General features: G+C 59.9%; 22 protein-coding genes. 8 read left to right on the forward strand and 14 right to left on the reverse strand.

The window, feature by feature from the left end; all coding sequences use genetic code 11:
• Positions 1–14: 14 nt before the first annotated feature.
• The 6 genes from Q0O99_RS10060 to Q0O99_RS10085 are packed head-to-tail and all read right to left on the reverse strand — an operon-like array spanning position 15 to position 5,159.
• Entirely contained in the window at positions 15–695 is a 681-nt protein-coding gene (locus tag Q0O99_RS10060; protein WP_293750975.1) for an ATP-binding protein, read from the reverse strand.
• A 34-nt stretch (positions 696–729) separates the two neighbouring features.
• Entirely contained in the window at positions 730–1,005 is a 276-nt protein-coding gene (gene ftsB, locus Q0O99_RS10065) for a cell division protein FtsB (protein WP_293750977.1), read from the reverse strand.
• Between the two features lie 10 nt (positions 1,006–1,015).
• On the reverse strand, positions 1,016–2,299 hold the full coding sequence (gene eno, locus Q0O99_RS10070) for a phosphopyruvate hydratase (protein WP_293750978.1): 1,284 nt from the start codon (positions 2,297–2,299) through the stop codon (positions 1,016–1,018).
• A 53-nt stretch (positions 2,300–2,352) separates the two neighbouring features.
• Positions 2,353–2,640 carry a DUF1330 domain-containing protein gene (locus Q0O99_RS10075; protein ID WP_293750979.1) on the reverse strand — a complete coding sequence of 96 codons (288 nt, stop codon included), beginning with the start codon at positions 2,638–2,640 and terminating at the stop codon, positions 2,353–2,355.
• Positions 2,637–3,491, reverse strand: a complete 855-nt coding sequence (kdsA, locus tag Q0O99_RS10080) for a 3-deoxy-8-phosphooctulonate synthase (RefSeq protein WP_293750980.1) — start codon at positions 3,489–3,491, stop codon at positions 2,637–2,639. The genes Q0O99_RS10075 and kdsA overlap by 4 nt, the downstream gene beginning before the upstream one ends.
• 21 nt (positions 3,492–3,512) lie before the next feature.
• Entirely contained in the window at positions 3,513–5,159 is a 1,647-nt protein-coding gene (locus Q0O99_RS10085; protein ID WP_293750982.1) for a CTP synthase, read from the reverse strand.
• Between the two features lie 77 nt (positions 5,160–5,236).
• Here Q0O99_RS10085 and coaBC point away from each other — a divergent pair, with 77 nt between their 5' ends.
• Both coaBC and dut read left to right on the forward strand, forming a co-directional pair.
• On the forward strand, positions 5,237–6,478 hold the full coding sequence (gene coaBC / locus Q0O99_RS10090) for a bifunctional phosphopantothenoylcysteine decarboxylase/phosphopantothenate--cysteine ligase CoaBC (protein WP_293750984.1): 1,242 nt from the start codon (positions 5,237–5,239) through the stop codon (positions 6,476–6,478).
• Between the two features lie 69 nt (positions 6,479–6,547).
• Positions 6,548–6,997 (forward strand): dUTP diphosphatase, encoded by a 450-nt coding sequence (dut, locus tag Q0O99_RS10095; protein ID WP_293750986.1) that lies wholly within the window; start codon positions 6,548–6,550, stop codon positions 6,995–6,997.
• A gap of 25 nt (positions 6,998–7,022) precedes the next feature.
• Here dut and Q0O99_RS10100 read toward each other — a convergent pair whose 3' ends face one another.
• The gene (locus Q0O99_RS10100; protein ID WP_293750988.1) at positions 7,023–7,556 is read right to left on the reverse strand and encodes an FKBP-type peptidyl-prolyl cis-trans isomerase; all 534 of its coding nucleotides are present in this window, start codon (positions 7,554–7,556) and stop codon (positions 7,023–7,025) included.
• Between the two features lie 86 nt (positions 7,557–7,642).
• On the opposite strand from Q0O99_RS10100, the gene Q0O99_RS10105 reads away from it, so the two are divergent.
• On the forward strand, positions 7,643–8,764 hold the full coding sequence (locus Q0O99_RS10105; protein WP_293750990.1) for a cupin domain-containing protein: 1,122 nt from the start codon (positions 7,643–7,645) through the stop codon (positions 8,762–8,764).
• A 229-nt stretch (positions 8,765–8,993) separates the two neighbouring features.
• Here the strand turns inward: Q0O99_RS10105 and Q0O99_RS10110 are convergent, their stop codons facing one another.
• The 5 genes from Q0O99_RS10110 to Q0O99_RS10130 all read right to left on the reverse strand — a co-directional run bounded on the left by Q0O99_RS10110 (position 8,994) and on the right by Q0O99_RS10130 (position 13,306).
• Positions 8,994–9,173, reverse strand: coding sequence for a hypothetical protein (locus Q0O99_RS10110; RefSeq protein WP_293750992.1), 180 nt, complete (start codon positions 9,171–9,173; stop codon positions 8,994–8,996).
• Between the two features lie 71 nt (positions 9,174–9,244).
• Positions 9,245–10,348, reverse strand: a complete 1,104-nt coding sequence (gene bamC / locus Q0O99_RS10115; protein ID WP_293750994.1) for an outer membrane protein assembly factor BamC — start codon at positions 10,346–10,348, stop codon at positions 9,245–9,247.
• 44 nt (positions 10,349–10,392) lie between these two features.
• Complete coding sequence (gene dapA / locus Q0O99_RS10120) at positions 10,393–11,289, reverse strand: 4-hydroxy-tetrahydrodipicolinate synthase (RefSeq protein WP_293750996.1); 897 nt, start codon at positions 11,287–11,289, stop codon at positions 10,393–10,395.
• A gap of 113 nt (positions 11,290–11,402) precedes the next feature.
• Positions 11,403–11,948, reverse strand: coding sequence for a bifunctional 2-polyprenyl-6-hydroxyphenol methylase/3-demethylubiquinol 3-O-methyltransferase UbiG (locus Q0O99_RS10125; RefSeq protein WP_293750998.1), 546 nt, complete (start codon positions 11,946–11,948; stop codon positions 11,403–11,405).
• A gap of 146 nt (positions 11,949–12,094) precedes the next feature.
• On the reverse strand, positions 12,095–13,306 hold the full coding sequence (locus Q0O99_RS10130) for an MFS transporter (protein WP_293751000.1): 1,212 nt from the start codon (positions 13,304–13,306) through the stop codon (positions 12,095–12,097).
• Between the two features lie 123 nt (positions 13,307–13,429).
• Between Q0O99_RS10130 and Q0O99_RS10135 the strand changes: the two genes are divergently transcribed.
• The 5 genes from Q0O99_RS10135 (at position 13,430) to parC (ending at position 19,342) form a co-directional block, all read left to right on the forward strand.
• Positions 13,430–15,421: a DNA topoisomerase IV subunit B gene (locus tag Q0O99_RS10135; RefSeq protein ID WP_293751002.1), complete on the forward strand. Its 1,992-nt coding sequence runs from the start codon at positions 13,430–13,432 to the stop codon at positions 15,419–15,421.
• Between the two features lie 76 nt (positions 15,422–15,497).
• Positions 15,498–15,734, forward strand: a complete 237-nt coding sequence (locus tag Q0O99_RS10140) for an AbrB/MazE/SpoVT family DNA-binding domain-containing protein (RefSeq protein WP_293751004.1) — start codon at positions 15,498–15,500, stop codon at positions 15,732–15,734.
• Positions 15,731–16,168 (forward strand): type II toxin-antitoxin system VapC family toxin, encoded by a 438-nt coding sequence (locus tag Q0O99_RS10145; protein WP_293751006.1) that lies wholly within the window; start codon positions 15,731–15,733, stop codon positions 16,166–16,168. The genes Q0O99_RS10140 and Q0O99_RS10145 overlap by 4 nt, the downstream gene beginning before the upstream one ends.
• A 143-nt stretch (positions 16,169–16,311) precedes the next feature.
• Positions 16,312–16,884, forward strand: coding sequence for a Bro-N domain-containing protein (locus Q0O99_RS10150; RefSeq protein ID WP_293751008.1), 573 nt, complete (start codon positions 16,312–16,314; stop codon positions 16,882–16,884).
• Positions 16,885–16,972: 88 nt separating this feature from the next.
• Positions 16,973–19,342 (forward strand): DNA topoisomerase IV subunit A, encoded by a 2,370-nt coding sequence (gene parC / locus Q0O99_RS10155; protein ID WP_293751010.1) that lies wholly within the window; start codon positions 16,973–16,975, stop codon positions 19,340–19,342.
• Between the two features lie 151 nt (positions 19,343–19,493).
• Here the strand turns inward: parC and Q0O99_RS10160 are convergent, their stop codons facing one another.
• Positions 19,494–20,009 carry a DUF1993 family protein gene (locus Q0O99_RS10160; protein WP_293751012.1) on the reverse strand — a complete coding sequence of 172 codons (516 nt, stop codon included), beginning with the start codon at positions 20,007–20,009 and terminating at the stop codon, positions 19,494–19,496.
• A 40-nt stretch (positions 20,010–20,049) separates the two neighbouring features.
• The gene (locus tag Q0O99_RS10165) at positions 20,050–20,508 is read right to left on the reverse strand and encodes a RidA family protein (RefSeq protein WP_293751014.1); all 459 of its coding nucleotides are present in this window, start codon (positions 20,506–20,508) and stop codon (positions 20,050–20,052) included.
• Between the last annotated feature and the right edge of the window lie 34 nt (positions 20,509–20,542).

A 20,542-nucleotide genomic window follows, 5' to 3' on the forward strand; every position in this document is an offset into this window, starting at 1 on the left:
TGCGGTGCTGGGTGTCAGGGCGCTGAGCGCTGCGCCACAAGTCGGCTGAACAACTTGTGTTCGCAGGCGGGGTCGCTGCAGTCGTTGCATTGCCACACGCTGCGGCCCTGGTTGATCGCGAACTGGGCTTGATCGCGGAGGTGTTGAGCAGATGCATCCTCGCCCGCCAAACCCAATGCCAGCAAGGCGTTGTTCAAGCGCTGTGGCCCTTGGCCATACACCACCCGATAGGCCAAGCCTGAGCGCTCCAGCGCTTGCCGCACCAAGGTGTCGACTGGGCCGCGTACCTGGGGGCCATCGCGTTGCAGGCCATCGGCCACCCAAGGCAGGTCCAGCCCCATGACCAAGGTGATGTCGTACAGGGTCTGGTGCGCCAAAGCCATCGGGTAGAGGCGCTCGTCATCAAACAGAAGGTGGCTGTAGACGGCGGTCATCAGGGGCGTGGTGTCAGACAAAAGCCAGGTGTCGGGCGCTTGCTGGGCCATGGGGTGCGCGCAATTGGCTTGCTGCTGCGCGATGGCCATTTGCTCGTGGCGCTGAGGGGTACGGCCTGCGCGGTCGCACCAGTGGCGCAGCACTTCGTCCACCGTGTGCACCGCTTGGCCGCGTGCGCGCAAAACATCCGCCAGTGCCGAGGTGATCCAGCTTTTGCCGGTGCTTTCAGCACCCACAATGGCGACGCGAAGGGCGTTCATGTCGCCGCTGGCATCCGCCCGATGGGCTGGTGGTTCATTTGGCGATCTGCACGAAAATTTCGTTGGCCTTGACCATGCCCAGTTCCTGCCTTGCCCGATCTTCCACCATGTTCAGGCCTTCTTTGAGGTCGTTGACTTCGGCGCTCAGTTGCTCCATGCGGCGGCGGGCTTCTTCGTTGGCCTGCTTTTGCTGCGCCAGCTCTTGCCGCAACTCACGCACATGCGGCAGGCTGCCCGGGCCGAACCACAGTTGTGCTTGCACGATCGCCAGCAGGGCGAACAGCAGGAGCGGGACCAGGCGGGTGCCCATGACTGAATGCTCAGCGCAGGTTGTAAAACGCGCTGCGGCCAGGGTACACCGCCACTTCGCCCAGGTCTTCCTCGATGCGCAGCAGCTGGTTGTACTTGGCCATGCGGTCCGAGCGGCTCATGGAGCCGGTTTTGATTTGACCGGCGTTCAGGCCCACGGCGATGTCGGCGATGGTGTTGTCCTCGGTCTCGCCTGAGCGGTGCGAGATGACGGCGGTGTAACCGGCGCGTTTGGCCATCTCAATGGCGGCAAAGGTCTCGGTCAGGGTGCCGATTTGGTTGATCTTGATCAGGATCGAGTTGGCAATGCCTTTGTCTATGCCTTCCTTGAAGATCTTGGTGTTGGTCACGAACAGGTCGTCACCGACGATCTGCACGTTCTTGGCCAAGCGGTCGGTCAGCACTTTCCAGCCATCCCAGTCGTTTTCGGCCATGCCGTCTTCGATGCTGATGATGGGGTACTTGTCACACCAAGTGGCCAGCATGTCGGTCCACTGCTCGGCGGTCAATTCCAAGCCTTCGCCTGACAACTTGTACTTGCCGTCTTTGTAGAACTCGCTGGCGGCGCAATCGAGGCCGATGGCGATTTGCTCACCAGGGGTGTAGCCTGCAGCCGTGATGGCATCCAGCACCATCTGGATGGCCGCTTCGTGGCTGTCGACGTTGGGGGCAAAGCCGCCTTCGTCGCCCACGGCAATGCTCATGCCCTTGTCATGGATGATTTTCTTCAGGGCGTGGAACACCTCAGCGCCCCAGCGCACGGCTTCGCGGAAGCTTGGCGCGCCCACGGGGATGATCATGAACTCTTGCAAGTCCAGGTTGTTGTTGGCGTGCGCGCCGCCGTTGATTACGTTCATCATCGGCACGGGCAATTGGTTGGCGTTCATGCCGCCAAAGTAGCGGTACAGGGGCAGACCGGATTCTTCAGCGGCTGCGCGGGCCACCGCCATGGACACGGCCAGCATGGCGTTGGCACCCAGGCGTGACTTGTTGTCGGTGCCGTCCAGATCGATCAGGGTGCGGTCCAAAAAGGCCTGCTCTGAGGCATCCAGACCCAGCACGGCCTCGGAGATTTCGGTGTTGATGTGCTCGACAGCTTTGAGCACGCCTTTGCCCAGGTAGCGGCTCTTGTCGCCGTCGCGCAGCTCGATGGCCTCGCGGCTGCCGGTGGATGCGCCAGAGGGCACGGCGGCACGGCCCATGACGCCGGACTCCAGCAGCACGTCGCATTCGACGGTAGGGTTGCCGCGGCTGTCCAAAATTTCGCGGCCGACGATATCAACGATTGCACTCATTTGGGGACTCTCTCAAAAATGAAAAATAAAACGGGCATGCAGCAGCCCAAAAATCAAACGCCTTCGACGGCCACCATCCGCATGATGGCCGCGCCTTCCCGGGCTTCGCGGGCTTTGAGGTATTCGGGCAGTTCGTAAAAAGCTTTGGCGGCTTCAAAAGAAGGAAACTTCAGGACGACGATGCGTTCGGGCGCCCAGTCGCCTTCGAGCACTTGCACTTGGCCACCGCGCACGCAAACTTCTGCACCAGCGGTTTTCATGGCGGCTGTCGACCATTTTTTGTATTCTTCGTACTGCACCGGGTTGGTGACTTGAACGTGGGCAATGACGTAAGCGCTCATGAGAAATCGTCCTCTAAAAATGGGTTCTTTTTGGTGATGGCATCGAGCTGCACCAGCGTCTCGAGCAGGGCTTTCATTTTGCCCAGGGGCACAGCGTTCGGGCCATCGGACCAAGCCTCCGCGGGCATGGGATGGGTTTCCATGAAGAGACCTGCCACCCCCACGGCCACGCCTGCGCGGGCCAGCACGGGCACCATGTCCCGGGCGCCGCCGCTGCTGGTGCCTTGGCCACCCGGTTTTTGCACCGAGTGGGTCACGTCAAACACCACCGGTGCGCCAGTTTTGCGCATTTCGGCCAGGCTCGTCATGTCGGCCACGAGGTTGTTGTAGCCAAAGCTCACACCGCGCTCACAGGCCAGAAAGTTGTCTTCGGGCAGACCAACTTCTCGCGCAGCACTGCGGGCCTTGTCGATGACGTTCTTCATGTCCCAAGGGGCCAAAAACTGACCTTTTTTGATGTTGACCGGCTTGCCCGACTGCGCCACGGCGCGGATGAAATCGGTCTGGCGGCACAAAAAGGCGGGGGTCTGCAGCACATCGACCACGCTGGCCACGGTTTTGACTTGCGATTCGTCGTGTACATCGGTCAGGATCGGAACACCGATCTGGCGGCGCACCTCATCCAAAATTTTCAGGCCCGCATCGATGCCCACGCCGCGCTGGGTATGCCCTGAGGAGCGGTTGGCTTTGTCGAACGAGCCTTTGTAGATGAGCGGGATGCCCAGCGCCGAGCAAGCCTCTTTGAGGCGGCCCGCCACCTCGATGGACATCTCCAGGCCTTCGATCGAGCAGGTGCCCGCGATCAAAAAGAAGGGCCGGTGCAGGCCAACGTCAAATCCGCAAAGTTTCATGAAGGTGTCCTGTGAGGGAAATCAGGCCACAGCCTGGTGCTCTGTGGCCGCCTTGATGAAGGCGTTGAACAGGGGGTGACCGTTCCACGGGGTGGACTTGAATTCGGGGTGAAACTGCACGCCCACATACCAAGGGTGCACGGTTTGCGGCAACTCGACGATCTCGGTCAGCTGCTCGCGCTGAGTCAAAGCCGAGATCACCAAGCCCGCTTTGCGCAGGTCGTCCAGGTAATTGACGTTGGCCTCATAGCGGTGGCGGTGGCGCTCGGTGACCACATCGCCATAAATCTGGTGGGCCAATGTGCCCTTGGCGACGTCAGAGCTTTGCGCGCCCAGGCGCATGGTGCCGCCCAAGTCCGAGTTGGCATCGCGCACCTGTATGGAGCCGTCGGCGTCTTTCCATTCGTTGATCAGGGCGATCACAGGGAAGGGCGTCTCAGGCTCGAACTCGGTGCTGTTGGCGTCTTTCATGCCAGCCACATGGCGGGCGTATTCGATGGTGGCGACCTGCATGCCCAGGCAGATGCCCAGGTAGGGCACTTGGTGGGTGCGGGCAAATTGCGCAGTTTCGATCTTGCCTTCTACGCCGCGCTTGCCAAAGCCGCCGGGCACCAGCACGCCGTCGTAATGGGCCAGGCTGGCCACGGTTTCGGGGGTGATGGTTTCGGAGTCGATGTGCTCGATCTTCACGCGCACATGGTTGCGCATGCCGGCATGGCGCAGCGCTTCATTGACCGATTTGTAGCTGTCCGACAATTCGACGTATTTGCCGACCATGGCAATCGTCACTTCGCCCTGCGGGTGCTCGGTGTCGTGCACCAAATCGTCCCAGCGTTTGAGGTTGGCTGGTGGGGTGCTCAGGCGCAGTTTGTCGCAGATCAAGCCGTCCAGGCCTTGTTCGTGCAGCACGCGGGGTACCTTGTAGATGGTGTCCACATCGGGCATGGAGATCACGCCCCAGCTTTGCACGTTGGTGAACAGCGAGATTTTGTCGCGTTCATCGTCGGGAATATAGCGGTCAGCACGGCACAGCAAGGCATCGGGCTGGATGCCAATTTCGCGCAGTTTTTGCACTGTGTGTTGGGTGGGTTTGGTCTTGAGTTCGCCTGCAGCAGCAATCCAGGGGACGTAAGTCAGGTGCACAAAGGCGGTGTTGTTGGGGCCCATGCGCAAGCTGAGCTGGCGCACGGCTTCCAAAAAAGGCAAAGATTCGATGTCGCCCACGGTGCCGCCGATCTCGACGATGGCCACATCGACCGCTTCGGGTGTGTCATAGCCTGCGCCGCGCTTGACGAAGTCCTGAATTTCGTTGGTGACGTGCGGAATGACCTGCACGGTCTTGCCCAAATAGTCACCACGGCGCTCTTTTTCGAGCACGCTTTTGTAAATCTGTCCGGTCGTGAAGTTGTTGGCCTTCTTCATCCGGGTGTTGATGAAGCGCTCGTAGTGGCCCAGGTCCAGGTCGGTTTCTGCGCCGTCATCGGTCACAAACACCTCGCCATGCTGAATGGGCGACATGGTGCCGGGGTCCACATTGAGGTAGGGGTCGAGCTTGATGAGGGTGACGGAGAGGCCGCGCGATTCAAGGAGTGCGGCGAGCGATGCGGAGGCGATTCCCTTGCCCAGGGAAGACACCACACCGCCGGTGACGAAGACGAATTTGGTCATGTCCAAGACGGGGGCTTTCAGCCCCCGGTAGGTGGAAATCGTGATTATAGACAGTCACGTCTGCTACATTTCTCAGCATGAGCACATTGGCTGGAAAACACATCGTTTTGGGCTTGTCGGGTGGCATTGCCGCGTACAAGTCCGCTGAACTCTGCCGCGCCTTGGTCAAGGCGGGCGTGACGGTGCAGGTCGTGATGACCGAGGCGGCCGAGCACTTCATGACGGCAGTCACCATGCAGGCCCTGTCGGGCAAGCCGGTTTTCACCTCGCAATGGGACAGCCGAGAGCCGAGCAACATGGCCCACATCCATCTGAGCCGCGACGCCGATGCCATTCTTGTGGCACCGGCCAGCGCCGACTTCATGGCCAAATTGCTGCATGGGCGGGCCGACGAATTACTCAGCCTGATGTGCCTGGCGCGCCCCATTGCCCAAGTGCCTTTGATCTTGGCCCCGGCCATGAACCGCGAAATGTGGGCCAATCCCGCGACGCAGCGCAATGTGGCGCAGCTCAAGGCCGATGGCATCCATGTGCTCGACGTGGGGCAGGGCGACCAAGCCTGCGGCGAAACCGGCGACGGCCGCATGCTCGAAGCCGAAGAGATTCTGGAAGACCTGGAGGCGTTTTTCACGCCCAAAGTGTTGACAGGCAAATCTGTGCTGGTGACGGCCGGGCCCACCTACGAAGCCATTGATCCGGTGCGCGGCATCACCAACTTGTCGAGCGGCAAGATGGGCTTTGCCATTGCCCGTGCGGCGCGCATGGCCGGAGCCGATGTGACCTTGATCGCCGGCCCGGTGAGTCTGCATACCCCCCGGGGCGTCAAGCGCGTGAACGTGCGCTCGGCCCACGACATGCTGCAAGCTGTGCAGGTGCATGTGCCAGATCAAGGCGTGTTTGTGGCAACGGCGGCGGTGGCCGACTGGCGCCCGGCCAATTCGGCCGAGCAAAAAATCAAAAAAGACAGCTCTGGCCAAACGCCGCAGTTGAGCTTTGTGGAGAACCCCGACATTTTGGCGACCGTGGCCCAGTCGGCTGCGGCGCAAACGGGCGCGCTGTTTTGCGTCGGCTTTGCTGCCGAAAGCCACGACCTGCTGGCCCATGCCACGGCCAAGCGCATCCGCAAAGGTGTGCCGCTGCTGGTGGGCAACATCGGCCCGGACACGTTTGGGCAAGACGACAACGCCTTGCTCTTGGTCGACGCGTCAGGGGCCCGTGAGTTGCCGCATGGTCCCAAACAGGAATTGGCCGTCCAATTGATGACCGACATTGCCAACCGTTTAACCCTGCATGCGGGTTCGTTCGGTGTTGGTGGTTAATCTTTGAGAATTCATTTTTGAGCGAGTCCCCCCATCGCTGAACGCCCAACGCAAAACGCACAACCTCACATGAACATCGACCTCAAAATCATGGACGCCCGCATGGCCGAACAATTGCCCGCTTATGCCACCTCCGGCAGTGCCGGTCTGGATTTGCGTGCTTGCCTGGACGCGCCCTTGACCTTGCAGCCCAATGCTTGGCAGCTGGTGCCCACCGGCATTGCGGTGCACCTGAAAGACCCCGGCTACGCCGCCATGCTTTTGCCGCGCTCAGGGCTGGGGCACAAGCACGGCATCGTGCTGGGCAATCTGGTGGGCTTGATCGACAGCGACTACCAAGGCCAGCTGATGGTCAGCGCCTGGAACCGCAGCGGTGTGGCTTTCACGATTGAGCCGATGGAGCGCATCGCACAAATGGTGATCGTCCCCGTGGTGCAGGCCACCTTCAATGTGGTCAATGTGTTCAACGCGCCCAGCGAACGTGGTGAAGGCGGCTACGGCTCGACGGGCAAAAAATAAGCGTCCTTCAGGGCGCTGCTTGGCGTCAGTGCAGTGTGGGGCCGGTCGGGATGCCCTCGTCACCCACTTCAATCTTGAAAAATCCAGTGCCACAGCTGCCGCTGCCCACCTCGGCTTCGGTGGGTTCGCGCACCGATTCGACCTTCAGGTGCAAGCGCAGCGCGATGCCCGACAGCGGGTGGTTGGCGTCCAGCACCACATGCTCGGGGTAAATTTCGGTCACGGTGTAGAGCGCATTGCGTGGGGCTTCGGGGTTGCAGCCCTCGGGCAGGGTGGTGCCTTCGATCGTGAGGCCGGGTTCCAGACCTTCGGGAAAGAGGGTCAGGGGCTCCAGAAACAACAGGTTTTCATCGAAGTCGCCAAAGGCGTCTTCGGGCTCCAGATGCAGGTCGACTTTGGCGCCTTTTTCGTGGCCCTGCAAGGCTTCCTCGATCTTGGGCAGCAGGTCTTGGCCGCCAATGAAAAATTCCACGGGCTCGTCCAGGGTGTCCAGAACTTCGCCCAGGGTGTCTTTGAGTGTCCAGGTCAGTGCGACCACAGAAGGTGTCTTGATTTCCATACGACAATTGTCGCAGTTTGGCGGCCACTTTTTGGCCGCCTTGGCTTTGAGTGCAGGTCTTTCGGCCTGTGCAACCGGATCGGAACATGCACACAGAACAAGCCTTGGCCCTGCTCGGCGGCCTGACGCCCAGCCAATTCATGAAGCGCCATTGGCAAAAAAAGCCTTTGCTGGTGCGCAACGCCATCCCGGGCTTTGTGCCCTGCTTGGGCCGCGCCGACTTGGTGGCGCTGGCGGGCGAGGAGGGCGTGGAGTCGCGTTTGATCGTGGATTCGCCCAAGGGCTGGAAGATGAAGCACGGCCCCTTCCCGAGGCGGCGTTTGCCGCCGTTCAGCCAGAAAAAATGGACCTTTTTGGTGCAAGGCGTGGACCTGCACGACGACGGTGTTCACGCCGTGCTGCAACAATTTCGTTTTGTGCCCGATGCGCGTCTGGACGATGTGATGATCAGCTACGCCACCGATGGGGGTGGCGTGGGGCCGCACTTCGACAGCTATGACGTTTTTTTATTGCAGGCCCATGGCCAGCGCCGCTGGCGCATTGGCCGCAACAAGGACTTGACTCTGCAATCGGGGGTGCCGCTCAAGATCTTGCAAAATTTTGGAGCCGAAGAAGAGTTCGTGCTCAACCCCGGCGACATGCTGTATTTACCGCCAAAGTACGCTCACGAGGGTGTTGCTGTCGGCGAGTGCATGACGTGGTCCATTGGTTTCAGGGCGCCGCAAGAAGGCGAATTGGCGCGGGAATTGTTGCTGGGTCTGGCCGATGAGGCTTTTGACGGTGTGGGCGACGCGCTTTACCGTGATGCCAAACAACTGGCCGTGTCGTCTCCTGCTGCTATTCCATCGTCTTTGTCTGGCTTCGCACGGCAAGTTGTTGATAAAGCTTTAAAAAACCCTCAACTTCTTGACAGCTTGCTGGGAGAATACCTGACCGAGCCGAAAGCCAACGTCTGGTTCGAAGGTGCACAAGCCGAACCCGATTTGTCGGGGGGTGTTCAACTCGATCGACGCACCAAAATGATGTACGACGACCAGCACCTGTTCATCAATGGAGAGAGCTTCAAGGTCGGAGGACGTGATGCTGTGGGTTTGCGTCAATTGGCCGACGATCGTGCCATCAGTGGGCATACATTCAAGATTTTGAGCACCGATGCCAAGGCAGCTTTGCTCGATTGGGCGAGTGCCGGCTGGTTGAAGCCTGTTTAAACAGACGTGTTTTCAATTATTTTTTACTCGAATAATCGCGAACTCACGTTCAAGGTGCATTTGAGGGCCTAGGGAAAACGCTATAATTAAGGGCTGGGCACAAAAGAGCTCGAGTGCTTTTGGCTCAGTTTCGACGGCTTTAACACCCGTTGAAACAATTTCCGGAAATTGTTTTCACATTCACACCTTAGGAACATCAAAATGAACAAGTCCCTCGTTCTGGCCGTTTTCATCGCCGCTGCTGCTTTGTCCGCTTGCGGCAAAAAAGAAGCCCCAGCACCAGCGCCAGCACCAGCCGCAGCACCTGCTCCAGCACCCGCTGCTGACGCATCGGCTCCAGCTGCTGCGCCTGCTGCTGACGCATCGGCTCCTGCTGCTGCGGCTTCTGCTGCCAAGTGATCGCTTTCATCCGGTGCAAACCGGATGGGTCATGAAAAAACCCCGCTTGGCGGGGTTTTTTTTGGTCTTGACATCACGCGTTCAGCGCAACTCGGCCGCAATCAACTTCAAAATGCGCTCGGCATCCTGGGCCGATGCCTCGGGTTGACCACTGGCGGTCAGCACGCGCAGCGTGCTTTGGTTGTCGCCAGAGGACGTGATACTGATTTGGTATTTGGTCAGCGTCGAAGGGACATCTTTTTTACTGGAAAACAGACGTCCGAGGAATCCCGTAGCTTCGTTGGTGGTGCCAGCGGCCACATAGCGAACAAAGTACACACCTGCCGAGCGGTCGCGGTCTTCTACGGTGAAACCGCTGCGGTCCAATGCAACGCCTGTGCGGCGCCATGCGCGGTCCAGGTTGTCCGGGAGCACGATCACGGGTTGGCCTTGGAGGTTGCTGACCTGGCTGCTTGTGTCTGCTGCTGAAACCACCGCCGTGGCGGTTTTTGCTGACTCTGGGGAGGTGCCCAGTTTGACCATCAAGCGGCGCAGGAACTCGATTTCCAGCTCAGGGTCGCTGGGGCGGGGTTGCCAGATGGTAGAACCTTTCTGATTGTCAGTGTAGTTTTCAATCATGCCCCGGTGGGTGATGTAAATCTCAACACCACCTTGTGCGTTGCGCTCTACACGGGTTCTGAATTTGTCGCGCTCACCGGTTGAGTACAGCGAGTCCAGCACTTTGCCCAAGGTTCTGCGAACGAAGTCTTGGGGCAGTTTGGCCCTGTTTTCTGCCCACTCGGTTTCCATGACGCCGATGTCGGGGGCATCCGTGGTCAGCACAAAGCCATTGCCGGTCCAAAATTCCCGCAGGGGCTCCCAGACTTTGTCGGCTGGCAAACTGGCCACCAGCCAGCGCTGATTGCCTTGACGCTCTATCCTGACGGGCCCCAGGGCGTTCGCTGCCGTGCCCGCATCGACCACGCGGCTGCCCGCATTTTGAAAACCCGATGCTGTGTTCGACGTGCTTTCGAGGGCGAAACGCGATTCCTTGCGCAATTGCGTCAGGTCCGGTGGCACTTCGAGTGTGGGCGCATTGGCTGCGCTTTTGTAGTCAATTTTGTCCTCCTGCAGCATCGAGCAGCCGCCGAGCAAAGTGGCCAAGGCGAGCACTGTGGCGGTGCGTTTGAAAGGTAAAGTGGGCATGGCGTTGAAAAACAGTGGGTTCACAAATATCCTTGGGGTGTCCATCAAATGAGTTCGCTGGCCTTCAGGGCTGCTTCAACCAAGGGCTGTTGGGACGCAGACAGCTCGGTCATGGGCAAGCGCAATGTGGGGCCGCACAGGCCCATGCGCTGCATGGCCCATTTCACGGGGATGGGGTTGGCTTCGACAAACAGGTTTTTGTGCACAGGCAGCAGTTTGAACTGGATGCGCATGGCTTCTTGCACGTCGCCACGCAGTGCAGCCATGCACAGATCGTGCATTTGGCGGGGCGCCACGTTGGCGGTCACGCTGATGTTGCCGGCACCGCCACACAGCATCAGGGCCACAGCGGTGGCGTCATCGCCAGAGAAGACGGCGAATTCTTTGGGGACGTCACGGATGAGCCACTGAGCGCGCTCGATGTTGCTGGTGGCTTCCTTGATGCCGATGATGCCAGGGACCTGGGCCAGGCGCAGCACAGTTTCGTGCTGGAGATCGGCCACGGTGCGACCGGGCACGTTGTACAGAATCACGGGCAGCGTTGGCACGGCCTGGGCAATGGCCTTGAAGTGCTGGTAAAGGCCTTCTTGGGTGGGCTTGTTGTAATAGGGCACCACTTGCAGCTGGGCGTCGGCGCCAACTTTTTGTGCAAATGTGGCCAGATTGATCGCTTCGGTGGTGGAGTTCGCGCCACAACCGGCAATGATGGGGATGCGCTTGGCCGCTTGTTCGACCGAGACACGGATGATTTCGCAGTGCTCGTCCACTGTCACAGTGGGCGATTCGCCCGATGTGCCCACCACCACAATGGCATCGGTGCCTTCGGCCACATGCCAGTCAATCAGTTTTCGCAAAGTTGGGTAGTCCACTTTGCCGTCTGAGAGCATGGGTGTGATCAGGGCAGGGATGCTGCCACGGATGGGGCGAAATTCGGTGGTCATGTCAGGTGTTTCTGAGCAGAGAAAAATATCATTCTAACGAGTGCCAGTCAGTTGCAGGTCGGTAGAGCCTGAACGAATGTCAGGCCAAGCAAATGCTCGAGGCCGGTGCGGTTTCAGGTGGGTTGCAATGGCCAGCGTTCGATGGCTGCTTGAGGGCCAGCGCGCACGGCCACAATGCGTTGCACAAAGCGGTCCGGCGAGGCCTCAAAGCCGTCTTCGTAAGCCACCGTGCGCAAGCCTTCGGTGACCCTGAGCAGCTCGCCGGGTTGCAACAAAAAGTCAGGCCGCGACGGTTTGCCCACGCTTTCATTGCCTGCGGCAAAGGTTTCGTAGATCAGCACGCCCCCCGGAGCCACGCTGCCCACAAGGGTGGGCAGCAAGGGACGCCACAGGTAATGGGTCACCACCACGCAGCCAAATGTTTGCCCGGCAAAGGGCCACGGGCCGTTTTCAATGTCGGCGCAAATGACCGCGCCACTGCCTTGGGCCAGCGTCACGGCTTCAGGGTTGCGGTCCACGCCGGTGACACGGTGCCCCAGAGTGGCCAAATAACGCATGTGACGGCCTGCGCCGCAGGCCACATCGAGGACGGTGCTGCCCGGGGCGATCAGGTGGGCCCAGCGTTGCAGCCAGGCAGAGGGGTTTTCGGTGCCATGCATGTCGTCAGCGTTTTCAGGGCAGTCAAGGGTTTAAAAGCAGGACCACAGCTGCTCGGACAGCATGATGACCACGTCGGACTGGCCATACAGCCAGAACGTCAGGCCCAGGGCGGCAGCCCCCAGCAGCAGCCAGGTATGTCGGGTGCTCATGGGGTTTGAGGCATTTGGCGGGCAATCGGGCTCTCGCGTACCGGGAGGTTGACCAAGGCTGCAAATATGCCCAAGGCAATGGCCAAGTACCAAACGACATCGTAACTGCCGGTTTTGTCGTACAAATACCCGCCCAGCCACACGCCCATGAACGAGCCAATTTGGTGGCCGAAAAAGATGAAGCCGCTGAGCATGGACAAATGCGCGACGCCAAAGATTTGCGCCACTGCCGCGTTGGTGGGCGGCACAGTAGACAGCCACAACAAGCCGATGACGGCCGAGAAAATGTAAACACTGGTGGGCGTGAGCGGTGCCAACAAAAACAAAGTGATGGCCACTGAGCGGCCAATGTAGATGAAGGCCAGGATATTTTTCTTGGCGATTTTGGGGCCCATGGTGCCCGCGATGTAGGTGCCAAACACGTTGAACAGGCCGATCAGGGCCAGTGCATAACTGGCCACCTGCGGGGCCAGGCCGTGGTCTTTGAGGTAGCTGGGCATGTGCACGCCAATGAACACCACCTGAAATCCGCACACAAAATAGCCCGCCATCAGCAGCTGAAAACTGGGGTACTTAAAGGCTTCCTGCAAAGCCTGGCCAATGGTTTGGTCTCGCTTGACTTGGCCGGGTCCGTTCAAGGCCGGTTCACGCAGGCCCCAGGCCAGGGGAATGATCAGCATGGCTGCGGCCGCCAAAATGACCAAGGCGGTTTGCCAGCCCATTTGGCTGATCAGCATGCCTTCGACGGGGACCATTAAAAACTGGCCAAAACTGCCGGCCGCTGCTGCAATGCCCATGGCCCAAGAGCGGCGCTCTGCGGGGACGTTGCGGCCAATCACGCCGTAAATGACCGCGTAGGTGGTGCCCGCTTGGGCGGTGCCGATGATCACCCCGGTGAACAGGGCAAACACCCAGGGGTCGGTGGCCCAAGCCATGCCCAGCAGACCCACGCCGTAGACCACGGCGCCCAAGGCAATCACGCGGAACGCACCGAACTTGTCGGCCACCATGCCCGCAAAAATGCCCATGAAACCCCAAGACAGGTTCTGGATGGCCATGGCAAAGGCGAATTCTTCACGTCCCCAGCCTTGGGCCTGGGTGATGGGCTGCAGCCACAGGCCAAAGCCGTGGCGAATGCCCATCGACAGGGTGACGATGGCCGCGCCACACAGGAGCACCTGGGTAAGAGACAGGGGTTTGTTTTGCATCCGCCGACTTTAACCAATTGCTTGAACGCCAACCGTCTCGCAAATGCCTCGCGAAATTGCTGTGGCCCAGCCACTGTCTATTCATCCAGTGGTCTTTCGTAAATCCCACTACAATCCGCCACCATGGCCACCCAATCAACTGTCAAAACCTCCAACGCCTCGAGTGAATATTCCGAAGGCTCGATCCGTGTTCTCAAGGGCTTAGAGCCCGTCAAGCAACGCCCGGGCATGTACACCCGCACCGACAACCCGCTGCACATCATTCAAGAAGTGCTGGACAACGCCGCCGACGAGGCGCTGGCGGGTTACGGCAAAAAGATCAAAGTCATCCTGCACGTGGATGGATCGGTCAGCATCGAAGACGATGGCCGGGGCATTCCGTTTGGCATGCACCCCGAAGAAAACGCCCCCGTGATCGAGTTGGTCTTCACCCGATTGCACGCCGGTGGCAAGTTCGACAAGGGCAAGGGCGGTGCCTACAGCTTCTCGGGCGGTTTGCACGGCGTGGGCGTGTCGGTGACCAATGCGCTGTCCAAGCGCCTGGAGGCGACCAGCTACCGCGAAGGCCAAGTGGCCAGCTTGGTGTTTTCGGGCGGCGATGTGACCGAACAGCTGGTGACCCGCAAGTCGGGTGAAGGCGACCGCAAACAAGGCACCACCGTGCGTGCCTGGCCCGACGCCAAATATTTTGAATCCAGCGCCCTGCCCATGAACGAGCTGACGCACCTGCTGCGCAGCAAGGCGGTGCTGATGCCGGGCGTGACGGTGACCTTGGTGAACGAGAAAACCAAAGAAACCCAGCTGTGGCAATACAAAGCCGGTTTGCGCGACTACCTGACGCAATCCCTGAACGGCGACCCGGTGATCCCCTTGTTTGAGGGTGAGGGCTTTGCCGATTCCAACCACGACAGCTTTGCCGAGGGCGAGGGCGCTTCGTGGGCGGTGGCCTTCACCGAAGATGGCGCGCCGGTGCGAGAGAGCTACGTCAACCTGATCCCCACCAGCGCGGGTGGCACGCACGACAGCGGTTTGCGCGACGGCCTGTTCACCGCAGTCAAAAGTTTCATTGAGCTGCATGGCCTGCTTCCCAAAGGCGTCAAGCTCATGCCCGAAGACGTGTTTGCGCGTTCCAGCTACGTCCTCTCCGCCAAGGTGCTGGACCCGCAGTTTCAGGGCCAGATCAAGGAACGACTGAACTCGCGTGACGCCGTGCGGCTGGTCTCCAGCTTCGTGCGCCCGGCGCTCGAACTCTGGCTGAACGAGCATGTGGACTACGGTAAAAAGTTGGCCGAGCTGGCCATCAAAGCCGCGCAAACCCGCCAAAAAGCGGGCCAGAAGGTTGAAAAACGCAAGAGTTCCGGCGTGGCCGTGCTGCCCGGCAAGCTGACCGACTGCGAAAGCAAGGACCTTTTACACAATGAGGTGTTTTTGGTCGAGGGCGACTCGGCTGGCGGCAGCGCCAAGATGGGCCGCAATAAGGAATGCCAGGCCATCTTGCCCCTGCGCGGCAAGGTGCTCAACACCTGGGAAGTGGACCGCGACCGCTTGTTTGCCAACAACGAAATTCACGACATTTCGGTGGCCATTGGCGTGGACCCGCACGGGCCCAACGACAACCCCGACATGAGCAACCTGCGCTACGGCAAGGTCTGTATCTTGTCTGATGCGGACGTGGACGGCTCGCACATCCAGGTGCTGCTGCTGACCTTGTTTTTCCGCCACTTCCCCAAACTGATCGAAACGGGGCATTTGTATGTAGCGCGGCCGCCACTGTTCCGGGTGGATGCGCCTGCACGCGGGAAAAAACCGGCGTCCAAAGCCTATGCGTTGGATGACGGCGAGCTCACTGCCATCATCGACAAACTGCGCAAAGACGGCGTGAAAGAAGGCGGCTGGAGCATCAGCCGATTCAAGGGCCTGGGCGAGATGAGCGCCGAGCAGTTGTGGGACACCACACTCAACCCCGACACGCGCCGCTTGCTGCCGATCGAGTTGGGCCCGCTGGACAACGCGGGCACCGAAAACCTGATGATGCAACTGATGGGCAAAGGCGAAGCTGCCGCACGGCGTGAGCTGATGGAACTGCACGGCGACTCGATCGAAATCGACGTGTAAATCGGTGTCAATTCTTACTCGGTAATACAATGCCATGGTGCTTTCACCAGCACCCAGATCAACTATGAGGTCAACCATGCTTTCCACACTGACCAGCAAAGGCCAAGTCACCATTCCGCAAGCTCTGCGCCAGCAGCTGGGCTTGATGCCGGGGCAAGCGGTGACCTTTGACCTCAGCGCCGACGCCACTTGTATCACCTTGCGCCCCGCAGTACCTGCCAAAAAGTCGCCCCAACCGGGTTTTGGCATGGTCAAAGTCAAGGGGTCGCACGTGGCTGCCGATTGGGATGCGGCTCAAGCGCTCAAGCCATGAAGCAACGCACCTCGCAGCTGACGGCGTTGGACACCAATGTGTTGGCGCGTTATTACGTGCAGGCCGAGCAAACCGATGCCGCCACGGCGCTCCAATGTGAACATGCCCGTGCCTTGCTGGAGAGTGGCAAACCCCTCTTCGTGGCCACCACCGTGGCCTTGGAGTTGGAGTGGGTTTTGCGTGGGTTCTACAAACTGGAGGCACGCACGGTGGCCAAGGTGTTGAACCACTTGCTCAGCATGCCCCAGGTGCAAATGCAAGACCGCCAAGCCTTGCAAAGTGCCTGTGATGCCTTGAGCCAAGGTTTCGACTTTGCCGATGCCTTGCACCACGCCAGCAGCCGCCATTGCGATGCGCTGGTCACCTTTGATGCCAAAGGCTTTGCCAAGCGGGCCATTGCAAAAGGTTGGGTGCCAAAGGTGCTCGTTCCATAATGGTTTTGCTGTGCCTATGAAAAGCGAACGCTATTGCAGGGCTCAGGCCAACCGCCGCTTTGAAAAACCGCAAGCCGATGGCTGGGCCAGCGTTGGGTACGACAAAAGCCATCAAGCCCATAGCTGAGGGAGAGGTCAAAACCATGACGAACCAGCCGCAAGTCAAGTTGTTTGAGTCCGTTCAAGTGCGCTCGCATTGGGACGCTGCGCAACAGAAGTGGTATTTCTCTGTGGTGGACGTGGTGGAGGTGTTGACCGACAGCACCATTCCCAAACGCTATTGGAGCGACTTGCGCCGCAAGTTGGAGAAGGAATCTGGCCAACCGTACGAAGAAATCGTACGGTTGAAAATGCTCGCTGCCGACGGCCGTTTGCGCGAAACCGATGCCGCCGATGTGCCCACACTCTTGCGCCTGATCCAGTCCATCCCCTCGCCCAAAGCTGAGCCGTTCAAGCGCTGGCTGGCCAAGGTGGGCCATGAGCGCATGCAAGAGATGGCTGACCCTGCGCAAAGCTTGGACCGCGCCCGCGAGAACTGGCAAAAGCTGGGACGCAGCACGAAATGGATTCAGCAGCGCATGACGGGGCAAGAAACCCGCAACAAGTTGACCGATTACTGGAAAGAAAGTGGCGTTGAAAAGGCCGACGAATTCGCGCTGCTCACCAACATCATTCACCAAGAATGGACGGGCTTGAGCGTGCAGGCGCACAAGTGATGGGAAGTCATTTTTTGCCGCCTGGCCAATCCATGCCCGCCCAACTGCCCCCAACACCCGAACGCAAACCCAAGAACTTGCACAAAATATGACCGATTTGCTGACCCCTGAAGCTTCACTGCAACCCGCCGCCCCCGAAGGCGATCACCTCGGCGCCTACGCCCAGCGCGCCTATTTGGAATACGCACTGAGCGTGGTCAAAGGCCGCGCCTTGCCCGACGTGTGCGACGGCCAAAAGCCGGTGCAGCGGCGCATTTTGTATTCGATGGACCGCATGGGTCTGTCGTACAGCGGGCCCAACAACAACACCGCCGCCAAGCCCGTCAAAAGCGCCCGCGTGGTGGGCGATGTGCTGGGCCGCTACCACCCGCACGGCGATACCGCCGCCTATGACGCGTTGGTGCGCATGGCGCAAGACTTTTCGCAGCGTTACCCGCTGATCGACGGCCAGGGCAACTTTGGCTCACGCGACGGTGACGGCGCGGCTGCCATGCGCTACACCGAAGCGCGTTTGTCCCGAATCACCAGCTTGCTGCTGGATGAGATCGACATGGGCACGGTGGACTTCATTCCCAACTACGACGGCTCGACCGAAGAGCCGCGCCAGTTGCCCGCCCGCTTGCCCTTCAGCTTGCTCAATGGGGCCAGTGGCATTGCGGTGGGCCTGGCCACCGAAATCCCCAGCCACAACCTGCGCGAAGTGGCCGACGCCTGCGTTGCCCTGATCAAAAACGACAAGCTGAGCGACAGCGAACTGCAGGCCATCATCCCCGGCCCCGACTACCCCGGTGGCGGCCAGATCATCAGCCCGGCCAGCGACATTGCCGACGCCTACCGCACCGGTCGTGGCAGCCTGAAAGTGCGCGCGCGCTGGAAGATCGAAGAACTCGCTCGCGGACAGTGGCAGCTGGTGGTGACCGAACTGCCGCAAGGCGTCAGCTCACAACGCGTGCTCGAAGAGATCGAAGAACTCACCAACCCCAAAGTCAAAGCTGGTAAAAAAGCGCTCAGCGCTGACCAAGTTTTGCTCAAAACCAGCATGCTGGCCGTGCTGGATGTGGTGCGTGACGAATCGAGCAAAGACGCCGCCGTGCGCCTGGTGTTCGAGCCCAAAACCAGCCGCATTGAACAGCAAGAACTCATCACCGCCTTGCTGGCCCACACCAGCTTAGAAACCTCGGCCCCCATCAACATGACCTCGGTGGGCATCGACGGCAAGCCGATCCAGAAGTCGCTGCGTCAGATGCTGGTGGAGTGGATCACTTTCCGTCAAATTACCATCACCCGCCGCAGCCAGAACCGCTTGAACAAAGTGCTCGACCGCATCCACATTCTGGAAGGTCGTCAGCTGGTCTTGCTCAACATCGACGAGGTGATCCGCATCATCCGCCAGAGCGACGAGCCCAAGCCTGCGCTGATCGAAGCCTTCCGCTTAAGTGACCGCCAGGCCGAAGACATCCTTGAGATTCGCCTGCGCCAACTGGCCCGCCTGGAAGCCATCAAGATCGAACAAGAGCTGAGTGAACTGCGTGGTGAGCAGGGCAAGCTGGAAGAGATTTTGGGCAGTCCCGCCGCGTTGCGTCGCCTGATGGTCAAAGAGATTGAAGCAGACGCCAAGACCTTTGCCGATCCGCGCCGCACGCTGATCCAGGAAGAGAAAAAAGCCATCGCCGAAGTCAAGGTGGTGGACGAGCCTGTGACGGTGGTCGTGTCCGAAAAAGGCTGGGTGCGTGCGCGCACTGGCCACGGGCACGACGCCACCAGCTTCGCTTTCAAGGCGGGCGACGGCCTTTACGGCACCTTTGAATGCCGCACGGTCGACACCTTGCTGATCTTTGGCAGCAATGGGCGCATCTACAGCGTAGCTGTGGCCACACTGCCCGGCGCACGGGGTGACGGTCAGCCCGTGACCACGCTCATTGAGCTGGAGCCCACCACGCAAATTACCCACTACTTTGCCGGCCCGGCCCACGCTATGCTGTTGCTCAGCGGCTCGGGTGGCTACGGCTTCATGGCCTCGGTCGAGAACATGGTCTCGCGCAACAAGGCGGGCAAGGCGTTCATCAGCCTGGGCGATGGCGAAACCGTCTGCGCCCCCAGCCATGTGAGTGGCTCCAGCGCCACCGTGCCGGCCGACAAACAAGCCATGCCGGTAGCCAACAGCGTGTGCTGCGCCAGCACGGGCGGCCGTGTGTTGACCTTTGAGATCAGCGAACTCAAAACCATGGAAAAAGGCGGCCGGGGCCTGATGCTCATCGACCTGGAAGCCAAAGACACCTTGGCAGGTGCTGCGGCCTACACCCGCAGCATCAAGATCGAAGGCATTGGGCGCGGTGGCAAAGCGCGCGAAGAAACGCTCGAAATTCGTAGCCTGAACAATGCCAAGGCTGCGCGCGCCAAAAAGGGCCGTGTGGCCGATCTGGGCTTCAAGCCGAACCGGGTCACGCGGGTGGAGTAACCAGGGCGAGTGATGCTTTTTTAAGCATCCCCCGCCGGCCCATGCGGGTCGGGCCTTTGGCGGCTTCTCCCTGCACTTGTCCACAGCTTTGGGCGCGGGCTGTGGGGAAAAATCAGGCTTGACCTCGCCAAATCAGCCCTGAGCGCCCAGTTCAGCCCTGAGCTCCCAGCAGGTAATCGATCTTGCCGACCTCGACCCCGTTGTGGCGCAGGATGGTGTAGGCCGTGGTGATGTGGAAGTACATGTTGGGCAGCATCCAGCCGGTCAGGTAGTCCTGCCCGTTGAGGGTGCGGGTTTTGCCGGGGCCTGCCGGAAAGGTGATTTCTTTGTCTTCGGTGCCGTCCAGTGCAGAGGCGGGCACGGCAGCGATGAAGGCCAGGGTTTTTTGGATGCGTTCTTGCAGCTGGGCCAGGGTGGTCTCCTGGTCGTCAAATTTGGGCGCTTCGACTCCGCTCAAACGGGCCACGCCGTTTTTCACCGCGTCGCAAGCGATCAGCACTTGGCGGGTGAAAGGGAGCATGTCCGGCGCCAATCGGTAGGTGGTCAGCGCTGTGGGGTCGATCTTTTTGGCTTCAACGAACTGCTCGGCCTTGGCCAGAATATGGCTCAGGTTGGTGAGCATGCGGGTGCAGACTGGCAGGGTGGCGCTGGACATGGAAATGGTCATGGTGTTTCTCTTTTCAAAAATGCCAATGGGACTCGGTCGTTCAATGGATTTCGGCGATCAGTTCGATCTCAACGCAAGCGCCCATCGGGATTTGGGCGACACCAAAGGCGCTGCGGGCATGGGCACCCACTTGGGGTCCGAAAACCTGCCCCAGCAATTCGCTGCAGCCGTTGGTGACCAGATGCTGCTCGGTGAAGTCGCTTGTGGAGTTGACCAAGCTCATCACTTTGACAATGCGCTTGACCCTGTTGAGATCGCCCACGGCCGCGTGCAGGGTGCCCATCAGGTCAATCGCCACGGCACGCGCGGCTTGCTGGCCTTCGGCGGTGTCGATGTTCTTGCCCAATTGCCCCACCCACGCTTTGCCGTCTTTTTTGGCGACGTGGCCCGATAAAAAGACCAGGTTGCCGGTTTGCACAAAAGGCACATAGGCCGCAGCGGGCACGGACACGGGGGGGAGTTCGATGTTCAGGGACTTCAGGGTGTCATAGACGTTCATGTCGTGGGCTCTTGTTGTGGGTAGATGGAGGTGG

The organism is Limnohabitans sp. Rim8, from assembly GCF_945901735.1.
Taxonomy (GTDB): domain Bacteria; phylum Pseudomonadota; class Gammaproteobacteria; order Burkholderiales; family Burkholderiaceae_C; genus Limnohabitans_A.

Coding starts and splice junctions, on each gene's coding strand:
- Q0O99_RS10060 (WP_293750975.1), bottom strand. CDS start 695: ATGAACGCCCTTCGCGTCGCCATTGTGGGTGCTGAAAGCACCGGCAAA.
- ftsB (WP_293750977.1), bottom strand. CDS start 1,005: ATGGGCACCCGCCTGGTCCCGCTCCTGCTGTTCGCCCTGCTGGCGATC.
- eno (WP_293750978.1), bottom strand. CDS start 2,299: ATGAGTGCAATCGTTGATATCGTCGGCCGCGAAATTTTGGACAGCCGC.
- Q0O99_RS10075 (WP_293750979.1), bottom strand. CDS start 2,640: ATGAGCGCTTACGTCATTGCCCACGTTCAAGTCACCAACCCGGTGCAG.
- kdsA (WP_293750980.1), bottom strand. CDS start 3,491: ATGAAACTTTGCGGATTTGACGTTGGCCTGCACCGGCCCTTCTTTTTG.
- Q0O99_RS10085 (WP_293750982.1), bottom strand. CDS start 5,159: ATGACCAAATTCGTCTTCGTCACCGGCGGTGTGGTGTCTTCCCTGGGC.
- coaBC (WP_293750984.1), top strand. CDS start 5,237: ATGAGCACATTGGCTGGAAAACACATCGTTTTGGGCTTGTCGGGTGGC.
- dut (WP_293750986.1), top strand. CDS start 6,548: ATGAACATCGACCTCAAAATCATGGACGCCCGCATGGCCGAACAATTG.
- Q0O99_RS10100 (WP_293750988.1), bottom strand. CDS start 7,556: ATGGAAATCAAGACACCTTCTGTGGTCGCACTGACCTGGACACTCAAA.
- Q0O99_RS10105 (WP_293750990.1), top strand. CDS start 7,643: ATGCACACAGAACAAGCCTTGGCCCTGCTCGGCGGCCTGACGCCCAGC.
- Q0O99_RS10110 (WP_293750992.1), bottom strand. CDS start 9,173: ATGAAAGCGATCACTTGGCAGCAGAAGCCGCAGCAGCAGGAGCCGATG.
- bamC (WP_293750994.1), bottom strand. CDS start 10,348: ATGCCCACTTTACCTTTCAAACGCACCGCCACAGTGCTCGCCTTGGCC.
- dapA (WP_293750996.1), bottom strand. CDS start 11,289: ATGACCACCGAATTTCGCCCCATCCGTGGCAGCATCCCTGCCCTGATC.
- Q0O99_RS10125 (WP_293750998.1), bottom strand. CDS start 11,948: ATGCATGGCACCGAAAACCCCTCTGCCTGGCTGCAACGCTGGGCCCAC.
- Q0O99_RS10130 (WP_293751000.1), bottom strand. CDS start 13,306: ATGCAAAACAAACCCCTGTCTCTTACCCAGGTGCTCCTGTGTGGCGCG.
- Q0O99_RS10135 (WP_293751002.1), top strand. CDS start 13,430: ATGGCCACCCAATCAACTGTCAAAACCTCCAACGCCTCGAGTGAATAT.
- Q0O99_RS10140 (WP_293751004.1), top strand. CDS start 15,498: ATGCTTTCCACACTGACCAGCAAAGGCCAAGTCACCATTCCGCAAGCT.
- Q0O99_RS10145 (WP_293751006.1), top strand. CDS start 15,731: ATGAAGCAACGCACCTCGCAGCTGACGGCGTTGGACACCAATGTGTTG.
- Q0O99_RS10150 (WP_293751008.1), top strand. CDS start 16,312: ATGACGAACCAGCCGCAAGTCAAGTTGTTTGAGTCCGTTCAAGTGCGC.
- parC (WP_293751010.1), top strand. CDS start 16,973: ATGACCGATTTGCTGACCCCTGAAGCTTCACTGCAACCCGCCGCCCCC.
- Q0O99_RS10160 (WP_293751012.1), bottom strand. CDS start 20,009: ATGACCATTTCCATGTCCAGCGCCACCCTGCCAGTCTGCACCCGCATG.
- Q0O99_RS10165 (WP_293751014.1), bottom strand. CDS start 20,508: ATGAACGTCTATGACACCCTGAAGTCCCTGAACATCGAACTCCCCCCC.